A 22,928-nucleotide genomic window follows, 5' to 3' on the forward strand; every position below is an offset into this window, starting at 1 on the left:
ACAGCGAATCAAAGGGACAAGGCGGCGGCCGGGCGGTGCGGGGATCAGGCCGCGACCGGCTGCCGGTCCTCCTTCGCGGCGGCGGCCGTCCCGGCGGAACCGCCCGCCGCGGCCTGCTGGGCCGGCTTGCGCAGGCCCTTCAGGAGGACGACCAGGGCCGTGGTGATGCAGACACCGGCGGCGATGGCGACCAGGTAGAGGAACGGGTTGCCGATCAGCGGGACCACGAAGATGCCGCCGTGCGGGGCGCGCAGGGTGGCGCCGAAGACCATCGACAGGGCACCGGTGACGGCGCCGCCCACCATCGAGGACGGGATGACGCGCAGCGGGTCGGCGGCCGCGAACGGGATCGCGCCCTCGGAGATGAAGGAGGCGCCCAGCACCCAGGCGGCCTTGCCGTTCTCGCGCTCGGTCTCGGTGAAGAGCTTGCCGCGCACGGTCGTGGCCAGGGCCATCGCCAGCGGCGGGACCATGCCGGCCGCCATGACCGCGGCCATGATCTTCATCGCGGAGTCACTGGGGTTGGACACCGCGATACCGGCAGTGGCGAAGGTGTACGCGACCTTGTTGACGGGGCCGCCGAGGTCGAAGCACATCATCAGGCCGAGCAGGGCGCCGAGCAGGACGGCGTTGGAGCCGGAGAGGCCGTTCAGCCAGTCGGTCATGCCCTTCTGGGCGGAGGCGATGGGCTTGCCGACCACCACGAACATCAGGAACCCGACGATCGCCGTGGAGATCAGCGGGATCACCACCACCGGCATGATGCCGCGCAGCACCTTGGGGATGTCGATCTTCTGGATCGCCATCACCACGCCGCCTGCCAGCAGACCGGCGACCAGGCCGCCGAGGAAGCCGGCGTTGATCGTGGAGGCGATCATGCCGCCCACGAAGCCGGGGACCAGGCCGGGCCGGTCCGCCATGCCGTAGGCGATGTAGCCGGCCAGGACCGGCACCAGGAAGCCGAAGGCGACGGCGCCGATCTGGAACATCAGGGCGGCCCAGCTGTCGGACTGCGTCCACACGAAGTGGTTCAGCACCGACGGCGCGGACTTGATCTCGTAGCCGCCGATCGCGAAGCCGAGGGCGATCAGCAGACCGCCGGCCGCGACGAACGGCACCATGTAGCTCACGCCGGACATCAGCCACTTGCGCAGCTTGGTGCCGTAGCCCTCGCCGGCCTCGCCCGCGCGCTCCACCGGGGTGGCCGGTGCGGAGCCGGACGTCGCCTCGCCGCGGGCCGCCTTGGCGCGGACCTCGCCGATCAGCTCGGCGGGGCGGTTGATGCCCGCCTTCACGCCGACGTCGACGGTGGGCTTGCCGGCGAAGCGGTCCTTGTCGCGGACCGGCACGTCGTGGGCGAAGATCACGCCGTCCGCCGCCGCGATGACCTCGGGGTCGAGCCGGGTGAAGCCGGCCGAGCCCTGCGTCTCGACGACGAGTTCGACGCCCGCCTCGCGGCCCGCGTTCTCCAGGGACTCGGCCGCCATGTAGGTGTGGGCGATGCCGGTCGGGCAGGAGGTGACCGCGACGATGCGGAACGGGCGCTCGCCGGCCTCCGGGCCCGCGTCCCGGGTGGCCGCTGCGGTGCCGGCGGAGGCCGCCACCGGCGCCGCAGCGGTGTTCTGGGAGGCGCTCGCGGCCGCCGCCGCGCCCTCGGTGGGCGCGGGCGTCTCGTCGCCGCGGATCAGCGCCGCCGCCGTCCCGGCGTCGGCCGCCGACCGCAGCGCGTCCGTGAACTCGCTGTTCATCAGCTGGCGGGCCAGCGAGGAGAGGATCGTGAGGTGGGCGTCGTCGGCACCGGCGGGGGCCGCGATCAGGAAGATCAGGTCGGCCGGGCCGTCGGGGGCGCCGAAGTCGATGCCTGCGGCGCTGCGCCCGAAGGCGAGCGTCGGCTCGGTGACGTGGGCGCTGCGGCAGTGCGGGATGCCGATGCCGCCGTCGAGACCGGTCGGCATCTGGGCCTCGCGGGCCGCCACGTCGGCGAGGAAGCCCTCCAGGTCGGTCACCCGGCCCAGGGCCACCATGCGCTCGGCGAGGGCGCGCGCCGCCGCTTCCTTCGTATCGGCGGACAGGTCGAGATCGACCAGGTCCGCGGTGATCATGTAGCTCATCGCGGGCTCCTATGCACGCGTATCGCCCGGAGTGTGGGGTGGGCGGGGATGGGGACGGGGGTGCCGTGGGGGGCGAGGTGGGAGGCGGGGCCGGGGAAGCCCCGCCTCCCGGGCACGGCGGGGCGGCTCAGGGTGCCCCGACGGCCCGTCGGTGCGGCGAGTAACGAGACGCCTCGCCGCTCCTGGGCCGGTGGTCGGCCGGCAGTGCCGGGGCGGAGCACGGCCGGGTGAGCGGTCGTACGAGTGGTCGTGCGAGCGGTCGTACGAGTGGTCGTGCGAGTGGTCATGACACCGGCTCCGTCAGTTCGCGGTCGACGGGGACGCGGTCGGTGACGGTCACCGCCGTGGGATCCAGGTCGGCCGGGGTGGGCATCACGCTGCCGGGCAGCTGGACGGCGGCGGCGCCGTGTGCGACGGCGGAGGCGAGGGCCTTGGGGCCGCTGCCGCCGGCGATGAGGAAACCGGCGAGGGAGGAGTCGCCGGCGCCGACGTTGCTGCGGACGGTGTCCACGCGGGCGCTCGCGAACCAGGCGCCCTCGTCCTCCACCAGCAACTGGCCGTCGGCGCCCAGGCTGGCGAGGACGGCGCGGGCACCCATGCCGCGCAGTTCCTCGGCCGCCTTCAGCGCGTCGCCCACCGTCGCCAGGGGGCGCCCGACGGCCTCCGCGAGCTCCTCGGCGTTCGGCTTCACCACGTCGGGCCGCGCGCGCAGCGCTTCGAGCAGCGCGCGCCCCGAGGTGTCCAGTGCGATGCGCGCGCCCCCGGCGTGTGCCCGGGTGACGACGTCGGCGTACCAGGAGGGCGCGAGGCCGCGCGGCAGGCTGCCGCAGCAGGCGATCCAGTCGGCGTCGCGGGACTGCTCACGCACGGTCTCCAGGAGCAGTTCCTGCTCCTGGGCCGAGAGTTCCGGGCCCGGCGCGTTGATCTTGGTGAGCACCCCGTCGGACTCCGCGAGGGCGATGTTGGAGCGGGTGGCCCCGGCGACCGGGACCGGCGCGACCTCGATGCCCTGGGCGTCGAGCAGGTCGGCGACGAGCGCGCCCGGCGCTCCGCCGAGCGGCAGGACGGCGACCGTGCGGCGGCCGGCGGCGGCGACCGCGCGGGAGACGTTGACGCCCTTGCCGCCGGGGTCCATGCGCTCGCCGGAGGCGCGGATGACCTCGCCGCGCTCCAGGGCGGGGACCTCGTAGGTCCGGTCGAGGGAGGGGTTGGGGGTGACGGTGAGGATCATGCCGGTACCGATCGTGGTGCTCGTGGTGCTCATACTCGTACTACTTCCGTGCCGCCGCGCTCGATGGCGGCGGCGTCCTCGGGGCTGAGTCCGCTGTCGGTGATCAGCAGGTCCACGTCGCCCATGTCGCCGAAGCGGGCGAAGTGCTCCTGGCCGTGCTTGGCGGAGTCGGCGAGCAGGACCACCCGGCGGGCCGCGGCGACGGCCGCCCGCTTGACCGCGGCCTCGGCGAGGTCGGGGGTGGTCAGGCCCTGGTCGGCGGAGAAGCCGTTGGCGGCGACGAAGAGGACGTCCGCCCGGATCTCCCCGTACGCGCGCAGCGCCCAGGCGTCCACGGCGGCGCGGGTACGGTGCCGTACGCGCCCGCCGACGAGGTGGAGCTGGATGCCCGGGTGGTCGGCGAGGCGGGCCGCGATCGGGAGGCTGTGCGTGACGACCGTCAGGGTCGCCTCCAGCGGGATGGCCGCGGCCAGCCGGGCGACCGTGGAACCGGCGTCGAGGATCAGGGTGCCCTCGGCCGGCAGTTCCGGGACGGCGGCCTTGGCGATGCGGTCCTTCTCGTCGGCCGAGGTGGACTCGCGTTCGGCGAGGTCCGGCTCGAAGTCGAGCCGCCCGGCCGGGATGGCACCGCCGTGCACCCGGCGGACGAGGCCGGCGCGGTCGAGGGCCTTCAGGTCGCGGCGGATCGTCTCCTGCGTGACCTGGAACTCCTCGGCGAGCGACACGACGTCCACCCGGCCGCCGTCACGGGCGAGCCGGAGGATCTCCTGCTGCCGCTCCGGTGCGTACATGCCCTGCGCCTCCACTCAAACATACGTCCGGTCATGCCCGACCGCGTCCGACTCATGCCCGAACTTGTGGTTTCGCGAGGAGGCTACGCCGCGATTTCCGGAAAGTAAACAGGTTCGGGCCACAAACGGACATGATCGGGCTTTCGGCCTGTTCAGGGCGACCAGGAGGCGCCCATGGACCCGGGCACCCGCGGCCGTGCACCCGCACGGAAGGGCCCGGCGCCTTCCGGTGCCGGGCCCTTCCGTGCGGGTGGTGGTCAGTGGACCGGTTCGGCCTGCTGCGCCGGGCGCTTGGGCAGGGCGGACATCAGGAGGAGGATCGCGGCCATGACCGCGGCCACCCAGAGCAGGGCGTGCTGGAAGGCGTTCACGAAGGCAGGGCCGACCCCGGCCGGGGTCAGACGGTCGCCGATGACGCCGTAGAAGACCACCGAGACCAGGCCGAGGCCGAGCGCGTTGCCCATCTGCTGCACGGTGTTGATCAGGCCGGAGGCGGAACCGGCGTGCTCGCGCGGCACCTCCGAGAGCACGGCGTCCGTCAGCGGGGCGACGATCAGACCCATGCCCGCGCCCATCACGACCAGCGGCAGGGCCATCTGCCAGGAGGCGATGGCGAGGCCGTAGCGGTGCGACTCCCAGACGTAGAGCAGGACGCCGACGCCCATCAGCAGGGCACCGGCCTGCAGCACCTTGCGGCCGAAGCGCGGGACCAGTTTCTGCACGGACAGGCCGGCCGCGACCGAGACGGAGATCGAGAACGGCACCCCGGTCAGACCGGCGTGCAGCGGGCTCCAGCCGAGGCCGACCTGCATGTACAGCGTCCAGACCAGGAAGAAGATGCCGAGCGCCACGCCGAAGACGGTCTGCACGGCGATACCGGCGGCGAAGCTCTTGACCGCGAAGAGGGAGGGCTCGATGAGCGGAGAACCGTCGCGGGCCGCCTTGCGGCGTTCGTAGACGACCAGTACGCCGAAGACGGCGAGCGCGCCGGCCATCGACGCGTATCCCCACAGCGGCCAGCCCAGCTCGCGGCCGCGGGTCAGCGGGTAGAGCAGCATCAGCAGGCCGAGGGTGACCAGGGCGACGCCGACGAGGTCGAGCCTGAGGGCGTGCGAAGCCCTTGATTCGCCGATGTAACGGCGGCCGAGGAGAAGGGCGGCGATGCCGACCGGGAGGTTGATGAGGAAGATCGGGCGCCATGCGAGGCCGAGGAGGTTCCACTCGGTGAGGAGCGCGCCGAGCAGCGGGCCGGAGACCGCACCGAGTCCGACGATCGCGCCGAACAGGCCGAAGACCTTGCCGCGTTCGTGCGCCGGGAAGGTGGCGTGGACGATCGACAGGACCTGCGGGACCATCATCGCGGCCATGCCGCCCTGCAGGATGCGGGAGGCGACCAGCATCTCCGGGTTCGCGGCGAAGCCGCAGAGGGCCGAGGCGAGGGTGAATCCCGCGACGCCGAGCAGGAACAGCCGTTTGCGGCCGTGGATGTCACCGAGACGGCCGCCCGTGATCAGGCCGGCGGCGAAGGCGAGAGCGTAACCGGCCGTTATCCACTGGATCTGGCCGAACGAGGCACCGGCGTCCCGCTGGATGGAGGGGATGGCGATGTTGACGATGGTGACGTCGACGAGGTCCATGAAGGCGGCGGTCATGACGATGGCCAGGGCCGGCCAGCGGTGCGGTGCACCGGGGAAGGACGACGTGTCGGGTGCCGTCGGGGTGGGTGCGGTGGTGTCCGTGCCGGTTCGTTGTGGCTGGTCGTGCACCGCGGCGGAGCCGCTGATCGATACAGTCCCGCGCCCCTGCAGGGCGCCTGTGGCCGTGGAAGTCATGTGCGTACCGTAGGAACGCATTAGGCCAGATCCTGTCCTAGTGATGCGGCATCCTCGTCCGTATGACGACAGACACTCCGGCTCGGCTGCTGCAGCTCCTGTCTCTTCTCCAGACGCCCCGCGAATGGCCCGGCGGCGAGCTCGCCGACCGGCTCGGGGTGTCGCGGCGTACCGTGCGGCGCGACATCGACCGGCTGCGGGAGCTGGGGTATCCCGTGGAGGCCAGCAAGGGGGCCGACGGCGGGTACCGGCTGGTCGCGGGGAAGGCGATGCCGCCGCTGCTGCTCGACGACGAGGAGACCGTCGCCATCGCGGTCGGACTGCGGGCCGGGGCGGGGCATGCCGTGGCGGGGGTGGACGAGGCGTCGGTGCGGGCGCTGGCGAAGCTGGAGCAGGTGCTGCCGGCCCGGCTGCGGCACCGGGTGACCACGCTCCAGGCCGCGACCACACCGCTGACCAGCGGGGACGGGGCGAGCATCGCACCCGAGACGCTGACCGTGATGGCGTCGGCGGTCGCGGGGCGGGAGCGGTTGCGGTTCGCCTACCGGGCGGCGGACGGGAGCGGGACGCGGCGCCAGGCGGAGCCGTACCGGCTGGTGTCGACGGGGCGGCGCTGGTACCTCGTGGCGTACGACCTCGACCGCGACGACTGGCGGACGTTCCGGGTCGACCGGGTGAGCGAGCCGTTCGCCACCGGCGCGCGGTTCGCTCCGCGGGAGATGCCGACGGGGAGTGCGGCGGAATTCCTGCGGCGGTCCATCCAGCGGCGGCAGGAGACGTACGGGTTCGCCGTCGCGTTCGCCGGGTCGGTGGCGGAGGTGGGGGCGCGGCTGCCGACGTGGCTGGGGACGCCGGTGGAGGAGGAAGGGGGCGCGGGCTGGTGTGTGGTGCGGGGGGACACCGGGGATCCGGTGGAGTGGCTGGCGGTGCGGCTGGCGATGGTGGGGTGCGAGTTCGTGGTCCGGGAGCCTGCGGAACTGGTGGCGTGCGTCCGGGAGTTGGGGGGCCGGATGAGCAGGGCGGCCGGGGGTTCGTGAGGGGGCGCGGGTGGGCAGCGCCCCGTAAGGGGCGCTGGGGGTACCCCCGGCCGAAGGCTGGGGGAGGAACTGCGCGACCAGCCCCCACTCGGCTGCGGCCGAATCACAACCGCTACGCGCCTGGCCCCTCCCACGCGAACTCCCGCAGCGCCGCCAGGTTCTGCAGGGCCAGGGCTGCCGGGCCCTCCGGCCCCGTGGGGGCGGCCGTGCCCGAGGCCCAGGATTCGACGGCCACCCTGACCGCCGCACCGGCCACCGCCGCGGCGAAGCGCAGGCGGGCCGGCGGGGCGGCGGCGGCCTCGCCGGAGGCGCCCGTGCGCTCCGCCAGGATCGACGTCAGGAGCTGGTCCGAGGACTGGCACACCTCCGCCCACACCTTGCGCAGGGCCGGGCTCGCGTCGGCCAGGTGGATCAGGGTGCGGACCCATTCCCAGGAGGCCGCGGAGACCCCGTCGCCGGGGGTCAGGGTGTGCCGGACGGCGTGTTCGAGGGCCTCGGGGACGGAGAGGGAGGCGGGGGCCGACCGTACCGCCTCCGCCCAGCGGCGGGCGCCCGCCGCGTAGAGCGGGGCGACCGCCTCCTCCTTCGTCGCGAAGTAGCGGTAGAACGTGCGGGGCGCGATGCCGGCGGCCTGTGCGATGTCCTCGGCGCGCGTGGCCCGCAGGCCCCGCCGTACGAAGAGGCCCGCGGCCGCCCGGGCGATCTCCATGCGGGTCTCCGCCTTGCGCCGTTCCGTGAGGGAGAGGTGGGCGGGGTCCTGCATGGGGGTGTTGCCGGTGGTGCTGGGGGTGCTCACCTCGGCAGGCTATGCCTCTGTGGCAGAATCTGCCATCCGGTGGTTCACCCCGTGGTTCAGGTACGGGGTGAACCACCGTTTCAGCATGCCCGGCGGCGCCGGGCCCCGGCAAACGCGGCCCGCCGCCCGCACCGTGCAGAGGCGATGAGCAGAGGTGGAGCCGGGCTCCGGCACCCGGGGGGGATGGGCGCCGGAGCCCGGCTCTGGGAGAGTCCCGGCGCCGGGGGGATGGTGCGTCGGGACGTGGCTTGTGGGGCAGGGCGGCGTCAGGGTGTCGTGGCCCCGTCGGCGGCTGTCGCGCCGTCAGGAGCCGTCGGCCCCGCGGGGAGTGGCGCGCCCTGGACCCCGACTCCCCGGCCCTGGATGGTTGTTCCCTACACGCGGAGCCGTGAAGCGGCGGTACCGCGCCATGTTTGCGCCGTCTTTCGCCACCCGGCGCACGCGCCCCGGCGGGAGCGGGATCTCGCGCGCACCGGTCACGCGAGCCCCGCTCGTGGTGAACCGCCGTCCCCGCACAGCCCCTTTACGCCGCCGGCTCGAACCCGGTGGAGCGGGCCAGCTTCTTCAGCTCGAGCAGCGCGTGCTTCTCGATCTGGCGGATGCGCTCACGCGTCAGGCCGTGCTCCTTGCCGACCTCGGTCAGCGTGCGCTCGCGGCCGTCCTCGATGCCGTAGCGCATCTTGATGATCGAGGCCGTGCGCTGGTCCAGGCGACCGATCAGGTCGTCCAGTTCCTCGCTGCGCAGGAGGGTCAGGACGGACTGCTCGGGGCTGACCGCCGACGTGTCCTCCAGGAGGTCGCCGAACTGGGTCTCGCCCTCGTCGTCCACCGACATGTTCAGCGACACCGGGTCACGGGCCCAGTCGAGGACGTCGACGACGCGCTCCGGCGTGGAGCCGAGCTCGGTGGCGATCTCGGCGGGCTCCGGGTCGCGGCCGTTCTCCCGGTTGAACTCGCGCTGGACGCGGCGGATCCGGCCGAGCTCCTCCACCAGGTGGACGGGGAGCCGGATGGTCCGGGACTGGTCGGCGATGGAGCGGGTGATCGCCTGGCGGATCCACCAGGTGGCGTACGTCGAGAACTTGAAGCCCTTGCGGTAGTCGAACTTCTCGACGGCGCGCACCAGGCCCGCGTTGCCCTCCTGGATCAGGTCGAGCAGGGGCAGACCGCTGCGCGGGTAGCGCCGGGCGACGGCCACGACCAGGCGGAGGTTGGAGCGGATGAAGACGTCCTTCGCCCGCTCGCCGGCGGCGACGAGCGCCTCCAGTTCCTCGCGGGTGGCGTCGGACGCGGACTCCTCCTCGCCGTCGAGGACCTGCCGCGCGAACACACCCGCCTCTATGGTCTGGGACAGCTCGACTTCCTTGGCGGCGTCGAGGAGCGGTGTGCGCGCGATCTCGTCGAGGTACATGCCGACCAGATCGCGGTCGGCGATCTCGCCGCCATGGCCGCGAACGCCATGGGCGCGAACACTGCTTGCCGAGTCGGCCGTCTCGCCGGTGGCGGACTGACGACGGGCGACGGCACGGGTTGCCATGCGTGCTCCCTTGCGATGGTGGGCGGGCGGGGTGGTCCTGTCGGTTCTTCTCGGTCCTTCAGCGAATGCTGGGCGCTCGGACTGCAGCGCTCCGGAACTCCACTACTGGAACTCCTCGGACTGTCGTCGAGTGCCCGGCATCTGATGGAAACAACGACTGGAATCCGGACAGAATTCCCATGCTGCCCCCCGAATTTTCTGATCATGCAGTACCCTGTGCGACCACGTGAGGAGGCGCGGTGCCGTCGGAACGTACAGAGGTGCAGGTCAGACCGGGAGCCGAGGGAGACCTCGTAGCCCTCACAGAGATCTACAATCACTACGTTCGTGAGACGTCCATCACATTCGACACGGTGGCCTTCACACCGGAAGAGCGTCGTCCGTGGCTGCTCTCCCACCCGGAAGACGGCCCGTACCGCCTGATGGTTGCCACGTCGGCGGACTCACAGGAGATTCTCGGGTACGCCACATCGAGCCCCTACCGAGCGAAACCGGCCTACGCGACGTCCGTGGAGACCACGGTGTACGTCGCCCCGGACGCCGGCCGGCGTGGTATCGGCACGCTCCTCTACACGGCCCTCTTCGAGGTCCTCGCGGGCGAGGACGTGCACCGCGCCTACGCGGGCATCGCGCAGCCGAACGAGGCGTCCACCCGGCTGCACGAGCGCTTCGGCTTCCGGTACGTCGGCACGTACCGCGAGGTGGGCCGCAAGTTCGGCCGCTACTGGGACGTGGCCTGGCACGAGCGCCCGCTGTAGCCGTCCGGCCGGCCCCGCGGGCCCCTTCCCCTCACCCGAACTGCACGGACCGCTTCGCCATTCCCATCCAGAACCCGTCGATCACCGACTTCTGCGCGTCCAGCTCGCCGCCCGCCTCCGCCGCACCCATGGTGACGAAGAGCGGGGCGAAGTGCTCGGTGCGCGGGTGGGCGTAGCGGCCGGCCGGGGCCTTGTCGAGGAAGTCGAGCAGGGCGTCCCAGTCGCGGTTCTCCAGGGCCCGGTGCCCCCAGTCGTCGAACTCGGAGGACCAGGTCGGCACGCCGCTGCCGAGGTGGCGCAGCGCGGCCAGGTTGTGGGTGAAGAAGCCGGAGCCGACGATCAGCACCCCCTCGTCGCGCAGCGGGGCGAGCCGGCGGCCGATCTCCATCAGGCGGACCGGGTCGAGGGTGGGCATGGAGATCTGCAGGACCGGGATGTCCGCGGCCGGGAACATCTCCACCAGGGGCACGTAGGCGCCGTGGTCGAGACCGCGGTCCGGGATGTCCTGGACGGGGGTGCCGGGGGCGCGCAGCAGCTTGCGCACGGACTCGGCCAGTTCGGGCGCGCCCGGGGCCGCGTACCGCACCTGGTAGTAGTGCTCCGGGAAGCCCCAGAAGTCGTAGACGAGCGGGACGGTCCGCACGGCGCCGAGGGCGAGGGGGGCCTCCTCCCAGTGGGCGGAGACCATGAGGATCGCCTTGGGGCGGGGGAGGCCGGCGCTCCAGGCGGCGAGTTCGCCGGGCCAGACGGGGTCGTCGGCGAGTGGCGGCGCGCCGTGGCTCAGATAGAGGGCGGGCATGCGCTCCGGTGCGGCGGCGGACATGGCGGCGGCTCCCTCCGGGCGCCGGGCTGCCTTCCCGGCCCCCATCCTTCGACTCTTCACGCTACGACTGTTTTAAATCTCAAGCTTTCTGTCGCTCAGCCTACGCCCCACTTGTTTAAGTTTCAAGGATAGGGCTCGTACAGTGGGACGCATGACTACGGCATCCGGATCCGCCACCACGCAGAGCCGCTGGCTCACCGACCACGAACAGCGCGTCTGGCGCTCGTACCTGCACGCCACGACCCTGCTGGAGGACCATCTGGACCGTCAGCTCCAGCGTGACGCGGGGATGCCGCACATCTACTACGGCCTGCTCGTCGGCCTCGCCGAGGCACCCGGACGGCGGCTGCGGATGACCGAGCTGGCGATGAACGCCAAGATCACCCGGTCCCGGCTCTCGCACGCCATCGCCCGCCTGGAGAAGAACGGCTGGGTACGGCGGGAGGACTGCCCCTCCGACAAACGGGGCCAGTTCGCCGTCCTGACCGACGAGGGCACCGAGGTGCTGCGGCGCACCGCCCCGGGCCACGTGGCCGCCGTACGGCAGGCGCTGTTCGAGCGGCTGACGCCGGAACAGCAGCAGGCCCTCGGCGAGATCATGGAGATCGTCGCCGAGGGCCTGCAGCCCGACGAAGCGGGCGCGGACCTGCCCTGGCTCCGCTGAGGAGCTCAGGGACAGGCCCGCATGCGGGTACCCCTACGGTCCGTCGGTGGGTCGCCTCAGCGGCTCAGTGGGCGATCACCGGGACCGCCACCTCGTCCTCCGCGCCGTCCCCGGAGACCACCGGCGTGGTTTCCGGCTTGCCGGCGTTGACGAGGCCGACCACGATCACCGAGGCCAGCACCAGCATGCCGACGGCGACCCAGATCGCGTTGGCGTAGCCGTGCACCGCGCCCTCCATCTGGACCAGCTGCTGCTGGGACTTGGAGGTGGCGGTCGCGATGTGGTCCTTGATGTACGACGTCGTCGCGGACGCGGCGATCGTGTTCAGCAGGGCCGTGCCGATGGCACCGCCGACCTGCTGCGAGGTGTTGACCATCGCGGAGGCGACACCGGCGTCCCGGGGCTCGACGCCGAGCGTGGCCAGGGACATGGCCGGCATGAACGCCGTACCCATGCCGAGACCGAGCAGCACCATCGCGGGCAGGATCGTCGAGGCGTACGACGAGCCGATCTCGATCTGGGTCATGACCAGCATGCCGGCCGCGGCCACCAGGAAGCCGGGCCCCATCAGCGCCCGGGCCGGGACCCGGGTCATCAGGCGGGTGCCGATCTGGGTGGAGCCGACCATCATGCCCGCGATCATCGGCAGGAAGGCGAAGCCGGTCTTGATCGGCGAGAAGCCCTTGATGACCTGGAGGTAGTAGGTCAGGAAGAGGAACGTGCCGAACATCGCGATGATCGCGACACCAAGGGAGAGGTAGATACCGCCACGGTTGCGGTCGAGGACCACGCGCAGCGGCAGCAGCGGGGCCTTGACCCGCATCTCGGTGACGACGAACGCGATCAGCAGCACCGCGGAGGCGACGAACAGGCCCACGGTGGTGGCGTCGCCCCAGCCGTCGGACTCGGCGCGGGTGAAGCCGTACACCAGCGAGACCAGGCCCAGGGTGGACAGGAGCACGCCGGGGATGTCGAGCGGGTTGCGGTTGCGGCCGCCCTCCGGCTCACGGATGACGAAGTACGCGCCGAGCGCGGCGACCACGGCGAACGGGATGTTGACGAAGAACGTCCAGCGCCAGTCCAGGTACTCGGTGAGCACACCGCCGAGGATGAAGCCGACGGCGCCGCCGCCACCGGCGATCGCACCGTAGATGCCGAAGGCCTTGGCGCGCTCCTTGGCGTCCGTGAACATCACGGCGAGCAGGGAGAGCGCGGCCGGGGCGAGCATGGCGCCGAAGACGCCCTGCAGGGCACGGGCGCCGAACATCATCGCGCCGCTGGTGGCGGCGCCGCCGAGCGCGGAGGCGGCCGCGAAGCCGGTCAGGCCTATGACGAAGGCCCGCTTGCGGCCCCACAGGTCGGCGATCCGGCCGCCGAAGAGGAGGAGACCACCGAAGGCGAGGGCGTAGGCCGTGACGACCCACTGCCGGTTGCCGTCGGAGATGCCCAGGTCGGCCTGGGCGGAGGGCAGCGCGATGTTCACGATGGTGGCGTCGAGGACGACCATCAGCTGGGCGAGCGCGATGAAGACGAGCGCTTTCCAGCGGTTGGCGTCACCGGCCGGTGCCGGTGCGCCAGGAGCCTTTGCGGCTGTTTCAGACATGGGGGTACCCACTTCGTGACTTCATTACTTCGTGACGGAAAGTCGATGGAAGGCCGACGGAAAGCCGACGGAAAACCGGCGGAAGGCCGACGGAGTGTCGATGGAAAAAGGGATCGGTGAAGCGCAGACGGTGTGTTGGTCGGTGCGGAGCAGGGACCGCATGAGGTGAGACCGCTGTCCGGTCCGTAACTGATCGGTCCCCGTGGGACTGTGCTGTCGCTCTCGGTCGTTCAGGCCTGGCGCAGGTCCTCCATGGTCACGGCCGTGCCCGGCAGGGCGGAGCGGGCCGGTGCCCGCAACCCGTCCAGGAACAGCTGCAGATGACGGTGGACGAAGCGGTCGCCGACCAGGCAGTCGGTGCCGAACGGGGGCCGGCTGAGCTGGGCCACGGCGATCATCACATCGCCGACCCCCACGTCCGGACGGAGCTGTCCGGCCGCCTTGGCGCGGTCCATGAGCTGCCCGATGAGCTGCTCGCACCGCCGACGCGCCGCTTCCAGGTCGGGGTGGTTCTGGTCGAAGGTGCTGGAGACCATCGGGCACAGCGCGCTGACCCGCTCGTCGGCGGAGATGTGCACGAAGCGCTCCAGCGCCCCGAAGGCGTCCCCGGTCTCCGCGAGCGCCAGCTCGGCCGCCTCCGACGTCCGGTCCATCACGGAGCAGACGACCTCACGGACGAGCGCGTCGCGGTCGGGGAAGTTGCGGTACACCGTGGCGTTGCCGACGCCGGCCCGGCGGGCGATGTCGTCGAGCGGCACGTCGGGGCCGTACTCGGTGAACATCTCGCGGGCGGCGGTGACGATCCGCTCCCGGTTGCGCAGGGCGTCGGCGCGGGGCCGGGGTGCCTTGCGCACGGCGGGGTGGGCGGTCGCGGTCTGCACGGCGTACTCCTGGTCTGATGACTTCCGCGATCCGGGGAGGCGCTCCCCGTTTCGCGCGGACACACTTCCAAACGGGGAAACGGTCCCCGGTTATTTCCCCGCTCCCCCTCATTTCAAGTGACCTGCGTCACACCCTCCCGCTCCGGCCGGATCCCACGATCGGCCCCTCCAGCGCGCGCCCGCCGCCGGGCCGACACAGGGTGATCCCGAGGGTGCAGCCGGAGACCGGCGGCTGCCGTGGCGCGAAAGGTCCGTGCATGCAGCCGCAGCCCAGCCGCCGTATACCCGCCCGCCGCCGGATACCCGTGGCCCTCGCGGGCCTCGTGAGCCTCACGGACCTGATGCACCGCCGTACCTCGCCGCGCCGGCGTGGGCCGTCGTCCCGTCGCTCGGCCCCGGCCCGTGGCCGCGGGACACCACCGGGCCGCCGCATACGCCCCCGCCGTGCACTCTGCCTCGCCGCCGTGGCCGCGCTGATCCTCGCGGTCGGCACCTCGGCGGGCACCGGGCACCTCACGGCGGCCCCCGCCCCGGCCGGCCCCGGCCCGATCGCGCTGGCCCGCAACTCCGTCTACGGCCCCTGCATGATCAGCGGCGGCCACGAGATCCAGATGACCGAGGGCGTCCCCACCCCCGCCGGCTACTCCCGCTCCACCGGCACCGTGCACGCCCTCACCCTGATGGTCGACTTCCCCGACGCACCCGGCCAGGGCAGCGCGCTCGACCGCTACCACGAGTTCTTCCCGCAGACCCAGGAGTGGTTCCGCACCGCCTCCTACGGCAAGCTCGACTACCAGCCCGCCGCCCCGATCGACCACTGGCTGCGGATGCCGAAGGCTTTCAGCGACTACGGGATAGAGCGCGGCGCGCCCTTCGACCCCGGCTACCGGCAGCTGGTCCAGGACATCGTGGCCGCCGCCGACCCGGACGTGGACTTCCGGTCGTACGACCTCCTGAACGTCCTGGTCACCCCGAACGCCGGCCCGTCAGCCCTGGACACCGTGCTGTCCGTGACGTTCGCCGGGAACGGCGACGCCCCGGTCGCCGACGGCACGCCGGTCGCCAACGCCTCCTTCGTCTACTCCCGCCAGGACGACGGCTCCGGCTCCTACGCCCGCACCGGCTACCGGGTCCTCCCCCACGAGAACGGCCACGTCTTCGGCCTGCCCGACCTCTACACCCAGGAGGGCGGGGGCGCGGTCGGGCACTGGGACATCATGAGCGAGGACTGGGGCTCCGACAACGACCTCCTCGCCTGGCACAAGTGGAAGCTGGGCTGGCTCGACCCCGACCAGGTCAGCTGCGCGGCGGCCCACGGCGGCACCGAGTACACCCTGGCCCCCCTCTCCCGCCCCGGCGGCCGGAAACTGGTCTTCGTCCCCGTCGACGCCCGCACCGGCTACGCCCTGGAGGTGCGCACCAAGGGCGGCAACGACGACGAGGTCTGCCGCCCCGGCGTCCTCATCTACAAGGTCGACGCGAACGTCGACACGGGCCGCGGACCGATCAAGGTGTACGACGCCCACCGCGACACCGGCGGCTGCACCCGCAGCCCCAACGTCCAGGCGGAACTCTCCGACGCCCCGTTCGGGCCGGGCGAGAGCTTCAAGGACCCGGCGCACAAAATCGAGGTGCAGGTGACGGGGATGGACGGGGAGGGGAACTACCAGGTGCGGGTGGAGCGGGGATAGCCCGCCCGGGGCGCGTCGCCGGACCCGGCGCCGGCCGGGTGGGCCACGGTTTACGGTAGGCGTGCGCTGATCGCCGCGCGAAGGGCGCCGATCGCCGCGCGAAGGGAGCCGATCGCCGTGCGAAGAGCCGAGATCGCGCGAACCAGTCGTACCGCAGCCGGAGAGTAGATGACCGTCCCCTTGCCCTCCGTCCCCGTGGCGCACGAGCCGCCTGCCGAGGCGGTGGCGCCGTTGATCCGGGGCGTGGCGGTGCTGGCGGCGCTGACCGAGGCCGGCGGGACGCTGAGCGCGAGCGCGCTGGAACGGCGTACCGGCCTCGCCCGCTCCACGGTGGACCGCATCACCGCGACCCTCGCCCGCATGGGATACGTCCGCCAGGACGGCCGGGACGCGGTGCTCACCCCCCGCGTGATGGAACTGGGCAACGCCTACCTGGCCGCCCTGCGGCTGCCCGCGCTGCTGGACGGACACGCCGACGCGGTCGCCGACGAGCTGGACGAGTCGGTGTCCCTCGCGGTAGCCGACCGGGACGGCATCCGGTTCATCCACCAGGCGACCCGGCGCCGCGCGATGTCCGTCAGCTTCCGCATCGGCGACCTGCTGCCGGCCGAACGCACCGCCCCCGGCCCGCTGTTCGCGGCCGAATGGACGGAGCGGGAGTGGGCGGCCTGGCGGGCGAGGCGCGCCGCGGACCCGGCGGACGCGGGCTTCCCCGCCGTACCGCCGCGGAACCCGGCCGCCGCCGACGACTTCGAGGCGCGGACCGAGGAGGCCCGGCACAGCGGCTGGGCCCTGGACGACCAGCTGGTCGAGCCGGGCCTGGTCGCGGTGTCCGTCCCGGTGCGCGATCCGGGCACCGGACGGGTCGCGTGCGTGGCGAGCGTGGTCAGCCACACCAGCCGCCACACGGCGGCGGACCTGCGCGAGACCCTGCTCCCCCGGCTGCGTACGGCGGTGACGGCGATGGAGGCGGAGCTGCGCGCGGCCGGGGCCCGGCCCGCGGAGCCGGGGCCGCCGCCCGCCGGCCTCGCCGTCTGGACCACCGCCTCGAAGCACGAACTCGGCCGGGACTTCGTGGAGTCACTGGCCCGGGGCCTGACGGTCCTCACCGCGTTCGGCGAGGGCCGCTCGGCGCCGACCCTGACCGACGTGGCGAAGGCGACGGGCCTGGCCCGGGCGACGGCCCGGCGCGCCCTGATCACGTTCGAGCACCTGGGCCTGGTGTCCGCGGACGGCCGCGAGTTCACCCTCACCCCCCGGGTGCTGTCCCTGGGCTACCCCCCGCTGTCCCGCACCACCCTCTCCCGCCTCGCGGCCCCCTGGCTGCGTGTCCTCGCGGACCGGCTCGACGAGCCGACGGCGCTGGCGGTTCCGGTCCCGGGCGTCCCGGGCGCCGAGCCGGCCGAGATCCAGTACGTGGCGGTGGCGGCCGCGAGCCGGGTCCTGACGGTGGACATCACCGTGGGCACCCGCCTGCCGGCGAGCCGTACGGCGCTCGGCCGGGCCCTGCTGGGCCTCGCCGGGCCGGGCGGGTACGCCCTGGCGGACGAGGAGCTGGAGTCGGGCCTGCGGTCGATCGCGGTGCCGGTACGGGACCGGGCGGGCCGCCCGGTCGCCGCCGTGAACGTCGCCACCCACGCGGCCCGCCGCACCCTGGCGGAATGCGTGAGCGAGGTGCTGCCCGCCCTGCACGCCACGGCGGCCCGCATCCAGGACGACCTCCGCATCGCATCCCGGTTCACGCACGTCCCGCTGTCCTGACGCGGGGGTCTGACCGGGGGGCCTGACCCGGGCGTCCCTCCCGGCACCGTCCGGGACCGTGCGCCGCTCAGGCACGGTCCGACTGGGGGATGGGTGCGGCTCAGACGGCGCCCGCCCGCTCCTTCTCCGGCTGTCCGGCGCTCTGCTCGGGCTCGGTCCCGCCCCGCCGTCCGGGGAGTACGGCGAGGACGATCATCGTCCCGGCGGCCATGATGATCCCGCCGATCAGGCTGGTCTGGACGACGCCGTGGGCGAAGGCCTCGTGGACGGCGTCGAGCAGCGCCTGGGCCTGCTGCGGTCCGCCGGCGGCCGGGTTCTTCGCGACCTGCTCGGCCACCGCGATCCCGCCGCCGACCGAGTCCTTGGCGGTGTCCAGCGCGGCCGCCGGGAGCCGGCCGCCGACCAGGCCGGTCAGCCTGTCGCGATAGGCGGTGCCGAGCAGCGAACCGAGGATCGCGATGCCGAGCGAGCCGCCGAGTTCGAGGGCGGTGTCGTTGGCGCCGCCGCCCACCCCCAGCTCCGACTCGGGGAAGGACCCCATGATGGTGTCGGTCGCCGGGGAGACGCTGAGGCCGATAGCGAAGCCGAGCATCATCATCGTCGGCAGGAAGTCGGTGTAGACGGAGCCCTTGTCGATCCGCGTGAGCAGGAAGACGGCCACGGTGCCGATCGCCATGCCGGCCGCCACCATCGGCTTCATGCCCAGCTTCGGGGTGAGCCGCCCGGTGATCGCGGCGCCGGCGAAGACGGCCCCGGCCAGCGGCAGCAGCCGTACGCCGGTCTCCAGCGCGGTGTAGCCGAGGACGAACTGCAGGAACTGGGTGGCGTAGTAGATCGCGCCGAAGGTGCCGAAGAAGAAGAACAGCACCGCGAGCATCGACCCGGAGAACGGGCGGTGGCTGAACTTGCGGACGTTCAGCATCGGCTGCGGGTGCCGCAGCTCCCAGGCGACGAAGGCCAGCAGGCCCACGCCCGCGACGACGGCCGCGGTGACCGGGCCCTTGCCCCAGCCGAAGTGCGGTCCCTCGATGGTCGCGTAGACCAGACTGCCCACCGACACGATCGACAGCAGCCCGCCGACGTAGTCGATCCGGCCCGGCTCCTGCGCCTTGGACGGCGGCACGAGCGCGAGGGCACCGAAGACGGCGACGACGGCGATCGGGACGTTGATCAGGAACGTCGACCCCCAGGCGTGGTCCTGCAGCAGCCACCCGGCGACCAGCGGCCCGACCGCGATGGCCAGCCCCGATGTCGCGGTCCACGCGGTGATGGCCCTGGCCCGCTCACGCCGCGGGAAGATCGCCACGAGCAGCGACAGCGTGGCCGGCATGACGACGGCGGCCCCGACGCCCATGATCGCCCGGGCGGTGACGACCAGGTCGGTGTGGTGGACCTGACTGCCCATGACCGCCCCGCCGGCGAAGACCAGCAGGCCCAGGATCAGGGCGCCCCGGCGGCTGTACTTGTCCCCGATCGAGCCGAGCACGAGCATCAGCGCGGCGTAGGGGACGGTGTACCCGTCGATGACCCACTGCAGGTCGCTGCTGCTCAGCCCCAGGTCCGCCGTCATGTCCGGCGCGGCCACGATCAGCGACGTGTTCGCCATCACGACGATCAGCAGGCTCAGGCACAGCACGATCAGGGCCCACCAGCGCCGTGGATACGGCTCGCTCATCTTCTCGACAGGGGTGTTGGCAAGAAACGGCACGGGAGTCTCCCAGGGGACGTGGGGGTACGAGGGGCTCACTTAATTGCCCATCGATGTGCACGCTAGTTTATTACCCGCCCGTGTGCAACTATCGAGGACCCCACCCCGCCGGCTCCGAGGTACCGACGTGACCCCCCGCACGCACCCCCTAACCCCCACCAGACCCACCACCGGATCCCCCACCGCACCCCCCACCTCATCCCCCACCGGATCCGCCACCCGCAGCCGCACCCGCGCCCGCATCCTGGAAGCGGCCCGGCGCGAACTCGGCCGCGATCCCGACTGCACCCTCGCCGACATCGCCGAGGCCGCCGGGGTGGCCCGCCGGACGGTCTACGTCCACTTCACCGGCCGGGCCGCGCTCGTCGAAGGGCTCGCCGCGGACGCCGCCGAGGCGGTCCGGCTCGCGAGCGAGGCGACCCGCGCCCCGTCCCCCGACGCGGCGACCGCCCTGGCCCGCTTCGTCCTCACGCTGTGGCCGGCGGCCGACCGTTACCGCGTGCTCGTCCACCTCGCGCGCCAGGACCTGGGCGCCCGCCGCGTCGACGAGGTACTGGCACCGGCCCGCACCGCGGTCGCCGGCATCCTCGCCCGGGGCCAGCGGCAGGGCGCCTTCCACACCACCGTCCCGCCCGGCCCGCTCAGCCGGGCTCTGGAGGCGTACCTGCTGTCCCTCCTGGAGACCGCCGACGCGCACGCCTGGACCGACGACGGCCCCACCGCCGCCACCACCGCCCTGATCGCCGCCGGCGTCGACACCGAGCTGGCCACCGCCACGGTCCGCCGCCTGCGCACCGCCCACTGAAGGAACCCCGATGCCCCAGCCCCACCAGCACGAGCCCAACCAGCAGCCCTACGAGCCGTACGACCCCTACGAGCCGTACGACGCCCAGCCGGCGTACGAGCCGCCCGCCGCACCCCGCAGGACCCGGCGCCCGGCCGTCGCCGCCGTCGCCCTCCTGCTCCTCCTCGTCCTGATCCCCGTCGCCGTCGACCGCTTCCTGGCCGTACAGGTGGAGTCACGGGCGGCGAAGGCGTTCCAGCAGGGCATGCACACCCCACTGCCGCCCGAGGTCCACGTGCACGGCTTCCCGGTCCTGGCCCAGGTCGCCGCCGGCAGCCTGCGGGACGTGGACGTCACCGCCCACGACATCCCCGCCGACGACACGACCAGCGCCCTGCCGGTCAGCGAACTCTCCCTGCACCTGGCGGGATTGACGAAGTCCGACGACGACCGGCAGGCCAGGGCCCGCTCGGCCCGGGCGACCGCCCGCCTCACCTACACGGACATCTCCGACGCCCTCGGGGTAGCGGTCTTCCGGGGCAGCGGCCCCGGCCGGCTCAAGGCGACCGTCGCCCTCCCTCTCGGCAACAGCGTCACCGCGACGACCACCGTCTCGGCGGCCGCCGGCAACCGCATCGCCTTCAAGGACTTCGAGGTCACGGCCGGCCCGCTGTCCGGCCCGGCGGATGCCGTCCTCGACAAGGCCTTCGACCAACCCCTCCGACTCCAGAACATCCCCGACGGCCTGCACCTGCGCTCGATCACCACCACGGAGACCGGCCTGTCCGCCTACTTCTCGGGCACATCGGTCACTTTCCACGCCCCAGACACCGCACAGAACACAGCAACAGCGAACACCTCATCCCGCCTGCCCACCTGACCCGAACACCCCGCCTCGGCCCACCCCCGTTCACTGATCCGCTACGCTGTCAGAGACCGCCCTCGACGGCGGCCACACCCCGCCTTCGTAGCTCAGGGGATAGAGCACCGCTCTCCTAAAGCGGGTGTCGCAGGTTCGAATCCTGCCGGGGGCACCAGGCCTGACCAGGCACGATGCACCAAAAAGGCCCCTCGGAAGTGATCTCCGGGGGGCCTTTTGGCCTTGCGTGGGAACGAATGGGAACGCGCCGTCAGTCAGATTCCTGTGTGGGGACCCTGGGCAAACCCCCTGATTTCGGAACCTCCTCGCGCACGGCCGCGGCTGGAACACCCCCGTCCATATCGGCGCCCTCGAGCCCGACTAGGACCCCGCGGTCGTCCTTTGCAACGTCCTCCTTGTCCGCGAAGACGTTGTCGAAGACGAGGCCGAAGTTGTCCGCGACGACGAGGACGACCAGGAGACGGCCGAGGGCTTCCGCGCCGACCTCAACGGCTACGTCAGGGCCGCTCCAGTTCGGCGTCCCGGTAGGGGAAGATCTGCGCGAGGAAGCCGTACTTTGGAAAAAAGGGGGAGACGATGGCTGAAACCCGCAAGGCACTCGTTCCGGTGTGGACGCTGGCGACCGGTGACGTCCGGGTGCCCGCATTGGCCGGAGACGGGTCGATGACGGCTGAGCGCCTGGCTGAACTGCGTGGTGTGCTGGCTGCCCTGGCCGACGCGCCGATCGCCACGCTGGAGGTGCATCCGCTGCCCGACAAGCTCGACCGCAGCCGAGGCATCCCGCTCGATGCCGCGAGTCCCCTGGCGCAGCACCTGTCGCAGTTCATCACGCAATCGACGCGGAGTTCCCTTACGGCGGCCAGGGCGACGGCCACCGGCGAAAACCTGTACCGCATGGTGGTTCCGGCGAAGGTCGCCGCGCAGCTCGGTCAGGGCGTGGTTCGTCCGATGGCATCGAATGCGGCGGCCGGTGGCATCCACAGCGCGCTCATGAACTCGACGGGCATCGCCGCCCAGGCGACGTTCGTGCCGGTCGGCAAAGTGGCCGCAGCAGGCGCGGTCGGCGGAGCCGGTGCGACAGCCGGCGTCGCGGCCGCCGGCAGTGCGGCGCTCACCGTGGCCGCGCCGCTCGTGCTCATGGCCGTGGCGGTGGGGGTGAGCGCGCATGCCGACCGCAAGCGCCAGCAGGCCATCGAACACATCACGGAACTGCTGGAGAAACTGCACGAACAGAAGCTCGAAGACGAGCACAGCGAACTCGACGGCTGCCGGGATGCCATCGACAAGGCCACAGCCATTCTGCTCGACCAGGGCAAGCTCGGTGTCTCGCTGGGACTGGACTCGGCAGTGCACGCCATCAACACTGCCCTGGGCCGCGCCGACCGCCGCCTTGCCCAGTGGCAGAGCGCACTCGACAAGCTGCCCGACGGCAAGCCCGTCGAGGTCGGCAAGCTGACCAAGTCGTTCCCCGGTGTCGACAATCAAGGCGGCACCTTCCGCGCCCACCTCGAACTCGCCGCCTTGGCCGTTGCGCTGAAGCGACGGGTCGTCGTTCTGCAGGCGGTCGAGCATGCCCAGGACAACCCTGACAACGTGTTCGAGAACTTCTCCCGCGAGCTCAAGCGCGACCAGCAGCGCCTCGACGAACTGGAGTCAGGCATCGCCGGTGTCCTGGTGCACCTTTCGGCGCTGGAGCTGGCGGGCCCGCAAGGTTGGCGGCCCGTCTTCACGACCGATGAAGTCGATCGTCTGATGCGCGCGGCACACCGGATTCGCACGCTGGGCGACGGCGTCACGGTCAACAGCCGCACGGCGGACGTGGCGATCGAGATCGCCCGCGACAAGGACGGCTCGGTGGTCGTGTTCCCCGCACTGCCCATGTAGGCGCAGGCACGCTCCCACTCCCTTGGTGGCCGGGCGGGAGGCGCGGCAAGGACGGCCCCGCATTCCGGTCCGCCACGGACGAGTCGCGCACCGCCGAGGACGTGGCGAGGCGGGCGGTGTCCGAGTGACGTGTCCGTGGAGCAGGACACCGGACGT

General features: G+C 72.3%; 18 protein-coding genes and 1 tRNA gene. 9 read left to right on the plus strand and 10 right to left on the minus strand.

What is annotated here, in order from left to right; all coding sequences use genetic code 11:
• Window positions 1-44 precede the first annotated feature (44 nt).
• The 4 genes from ACFY0K_RS14890 to ACFY0K_RS14905 all read right to left on the minus strand — a co-directional run bounded on the left by ACFY0K_RS14890 (window position 45) and on the right by ACFY0K_RS14905 (window position 5,965).
• Window positions 45-2,111 carry a fructose-specific PTS transporter subunit EIIC gene (locus ACFY0K_RS14890; RefSeq protein ID WP_390640163.1) on the minus strand — a complete coding sequence of 689 codons (2,067 nt, stop codon included), beginning with the start codon at window positions 2,109-2,111 and terminating at the stop codon, window positions 45-47.
• Between the two features lie 283 nt (window positions 2,112-2,394).
• Window positions 2,395-3,342: a 1-phosphofructokinase gene (gene pfkB, locus ACFY0K_RS14895; RefSeq protein WP_390640523.1), complete on the minus strand. Its 948-nt coding sequence runs from the start codon at window positions 3,340-3,342 to the stop codon at window positions 2,395-2,397.
• 29 nt (window positions 3,343-3,371) lie between these two features.
• Window positions 3,372-4,133, minus strand: a complete 762-nt coding sequence (locus ACFY0K_RS14900; protein ID WP_390640164.1) for a DeoR/GlpR family DNA-binding transcription regulator — start codon at window positions 4,131-4,133, stop codon at window positions 3,372-3,374.
• Between the two features lie 257 nt (window positions 4,134-4,390).
• Window positions 4,391-5,965, minus strand: coding sequence for an MFS transporter (locus ACFY0K_RS14905; protein ID WP_390640165.1), 1,575 nt, complete (start codon window positions 5,963-5,965; stop codon window positions 4,391-4,393).
• 62 nt (window positions 5,966-6,027) lie between these two features.
• Between ACFY0K_RS14905 and ACFY0K_RS14910 the strand changes: the two genes are divergently transcribed.
• Window positions 6,028-7,002 carry a helix-turn-helix transcriptional regulator gene (locus ACFY0K_RS14910; RefSeq protein WP_390640166.1) on the plus strand — a complete coding sequence of 325 codons (975 nt, stop codon included), beginning with the start codon at window positions 6,028-6,030 and terminating at the stop codon, window positions 7,000-7,002.
• Between the two features lie 112 nt (window positions 7,003-7,114).
• On the opposite strand, the gene ACFY0K_RS14915 is transcribed toward ACFY0K_RS14910, so the two are convergent.
• Complete coding sequence (locus tag ACFY0K_RS14915; RefSeq protein WP_390640524.1) at window positions 7,115-7,765, minus strand: TetR/AcrR family transcriptional regulator; 651 nt, start codon at window positions 7,763-7,765, stop codon at window positions 7,115-7,117.
• A gap of 556 nt (window positions 7,766-8,321) precedes the next feature.
• Complete coding sequence (locus tag ACFY0K_RS14920) at window positions 8,322-9,335, minus strand: RNA polymerase sigma factor RpoD/SigA (protein WP_390640167.1); 1,014 nt, start codon at window positions 9,333-9,335, stop codon at window positions 8,322-8,324.
• A 239-nt stretch (window positions 9,336-9,574) separates the two neighbouring features.
• On the opposite strand from ACFY0K_RS14920, the gene ACFY0K_RS14925 reads away from it, so the two are divergent.
• Window positions 9,575-10,093, plus strand: a complete 519-nt coding sequence (locus tag ACFY0K_RS14925) for a GNAT family N-acetyltransferase (protein WP_390640168.1) — start codon at window positions 9,575-9,577, stop codon at window positions 10,091-10,093.
• 31 nt (window positions 10,094-10,124) lie between these two features.
• Here ACFY0K_RS14925 and ACFY0K_RS14930 read toward each other — a convergent pair whose 3' ends face one another.
• Window positions 10,125-10,916 (minus strand): class III extradiol ring-cleavage dioxygenase, encoded by a 792-nt coding sequence (locus ACFY0K_RS14930; protein WP_351957225.1) that lies wholly within the window; start codon window positions 10,914-10,916, stop codon window positions 10,125-10,127.
• 151 nt (window positions 10,917-11,067) lie between these two features.
• On the opposite strand from ACFY0K_RS14930, the gene ACFY0K_RS14935 reads away from it, so the two are divergent.
• Window positions 11,068-11,580 carry a MarR family transcriptional regulator gene (locus tag ACFY0K_RS14935; RefSeq protein ID WP_351957224.1) on the plus strand — a complete coding sequence of 171 codons (513 nt, stop codon included), beginning with the start codon at window positions 11,068-11,070 and terminating at the stop codon, window positions 11,578-11,580.
• Window positions 11,581-11,644: 64 nt separating this feature from the next.
• Here ACFY0K_RS14935 and ACFY0K_RS14940 read toward each other — a convergent pair whose 3' ends face one another.
• Window positions 11,645-13,183 carry an MFS transporter gene (locus ACFY0K_RS14940; RefSeq protein ID WP_390640169.1) on the minus strand — a complete coding sequence of 513 codons (1,539 nt, stop codon included), beginning with the start codon at window positions 13,181-13,183 and terminating at the stop codon, window positions 11,645-11,647.
• A 230-nt stretch (window positions 13,184-13,413) separates the two neighbouring features.
• Window positions 13,414-14,064, minus strand: coding sequence for a TetR/AcrR family transcriptional regulator (locus ACFY0K_RS14945; protein ID WP_390640170.1), 651 nt, complete (start codon window positions 14,062-14,064; stop codon window positions 13,414-13,416).
• A 257-nt stretch (window positions 14,065-14,321) separates the two neighbouring features.
• On the opposite strand from ACFY0K_RS14945, the gene ACFY0K_RS14950 reads away from it, so the two are divergent.
• On the plus strand, window positions 14,322-15,755 hold the full coding sequence (locus ACFY0K_RS14950; RefSeq protein ID WP_390640171.1) for a M6 family metalloprotease domain-containing protein: 1,434 nt from the start codon (window positions 14,322-14,324) through the stop codon (window positions 15,753-15,755).
• A 168-nt stretch (window positions 15,756-15,923) separates the two neighbouring features.
• Entirely contained in the window at window positions 15,924-17,516 is a 1,593-nt protein-coding gene (locus ACFY0K_RS14955) for a helix-turn-helix domain-containing protein (protein WP_390640172.1), read from the plus strand.
• 100 nt (window positions 17,517-17,616) lie between these two features.
• Here ACFY0K_RS14955 and ACFY0K_RS14960 read toward each other — a convergent pair whose 3' ends face one another.
• Complete coding sequence (locus tag ACFY0K_RS14960; RefSeq protein ID WP_390640173.1) at window positions 17,617-19,224, minus strand: MFS transporter; 1,608 nt, start codon at window positions 19,222-19,224, stop codon at window positions 17,617-17,619.
• Between the two features lie 127 nt (window positions 19,225-19,351).
• On the opposite strand from ACFY0K_RS14960, the gene ACFY0K_RS14965 reads away from it, so the two are divergent.
• From ACFY0K_RS14965 to ACFY0K_RS14980, 4 genes are all read left to right on the plus strand, one after another.
• Window positions 19,352-20,029: a TetR/AcrR family transcriptional regulator gene (locus tag ACFY0K_RS14965; RefSeq protein WP_390640174.1), complete on the plus strand. Its 678-nt coding sequence runs from the start codon at window positions 19,352-19,354 to the stop codon at window positions 20,027-20,029.
• A gap of 10 nt (window positions 20,030-20,039) precedes the next feature.
• Window positions 20,040-20,888 carry a DUF2993 domain-containing protein gene (locus tag ACFY0K_RS14970; RefSeq protein WP_390640175.1) on the plus strand — a complete coding sequence of 283 codons (849 nt, stop codon included), beginning with the start codon at window positions 20,040-20,042 and terminating at the stop codon, window positions 20,886-20,888.
• 81 nt (window positions 20,889-20,969) lie between these two features.
• Window positions 20,970-21,045, plus strand: a tRNA-Arg gene (locus ACFY0K_RS14975).
• Between the two features lie 419 nt (window positions 21,046-21,464).
• Window positions 21,465-22,772, plus strand: coding sequence for a hypothetical protein (locus tag ACFY0K_RS14980; RefSeq protein ID WP_390640176.1), 1,308 nt, complete (start codon window positions 21,465-21,467; stop codon window positions 22,770-22,772).
• Window positions 22,773-22,928 lie beyond the last annotated feature (156 nt).

The organism is Streptomyces sp. NPDC001507 (assembly GCF_042894765.1).
Taxonomy (GTDB): Bacteria; Actinomycetota; Actinomycetes; order Streptomycetales; family Streptomycetaceae; genus Streptomyces.

What these genes read in the sequence shown, in the direction of transcription:
- ACFY0K_RS14900 (WP_390640164.1), bottom strand. Translation starts at nt 4,133, where the DNA reads ATGTACGCACCGGAGCGGCAGCAGGAGATCCTCCGGCTCGCCCGTGAC.
- ACFY0K_RS14950 (WP_390640171.1), top strand. Translation starts at nt 14,322, where the DNA reads ATGCAGCCGCAGCCCAGCCGCCGTATACCCGCCCGCCGCCGGATACCC.
- ACFY0K_RS14920 (WP_390640167.1), bottom strand. Translation starts at nt 9,335, where the DNA reads ATGGCAACCCGTGCCGTCGCCCGTCGTCAGTCCGCCACCGGCGAGACG.
- ACFY0K_RS14980 (WP_390640176.1), top strand. Translation starts at nt 21,465, where the DNA reads ATGGCTGAAACCCGCAAGGCACTCGTTCCGGTGTGGACGCTGGCGACC.
- ACFY0K_RS14955 (WP_390640172.1), top strand. Translation starts at nt 15,924, where the DNA reads ATGACCGTCCCCTTGCCCTCCGTCCCCGTGGCGCACGAGCCGCCTGCC.
- ACFY0K_RS14890 (WP_390640163.1), bottom strand. Translation starts at nt 2,111, where the DNA reads ATGAGCTACATGATCACCGCGGACCTGGTCGATCTCGACCTGTCCGCC.
- ACFY0K_RS14905 (WP_390640165.1), bottom strand. Translation starts at nt 5,965, where the DNA reads ATGACTTCCACGGCCACAGGCGCCCTGCAGGGGCGCGGGACTGTATCG.
- ACFY0K_RS14935 (WP_351957224.1), top strand. Translation starts at nt 11,068, where the DNA reads ATGACTACGGCATCCGGATCCGCCACCACGCAGAGCCGCTGGCTCACC.
- ACFY0K_RS14930 (WP_351957225.1), bottom strand. Translation starts at nt 10,916, where the DNA reads ATGTCCGCCGCCGCACCGGAGCGCATGCCCGCCCTCTATCTGAGCCAC.
- ACFY0K_RS14940 (WP_390640169.1), bottom strand. Translation starts at nt 13,183, where the DNA reads ATGTCTGAAACAGCCGCAAAGGCTCCTGGCGCACCGGCACCGGCCGGT.
- pfkB (WP_390640523.1), bottom strand. Translation starts at nt 3,342, where the DNA reads ATGATCCTCACCGTCACCCCCAACCCCTCCCTCGACCGGACCTACGAG.
- ACFY0K_RS14910 (WP_390640166.1), top strand. Translation starts at nt 6,028, where the DNA reads ATGACGACAGACACTCCGGCTCGGCTGCTGCAGCTCCTGTCTCTTCTC.
- ACFY0K_RS14915 (WP_390640524.1), bottom strand. Translation starts at nt 7,765, where the DNA reads ATGCAGGACCCCGCCCACCTCTCCCTCACGGAACGGCGCAAGGCGGAG.
- ACFY0K_RS14970 (WP_390640175.1), top strand. Translation starts at nt 20,040, where the DNA reads ATGCCCCAGCCCCACCAGCACGAGCCCAACCAGCAGCCCTACGAGCCG.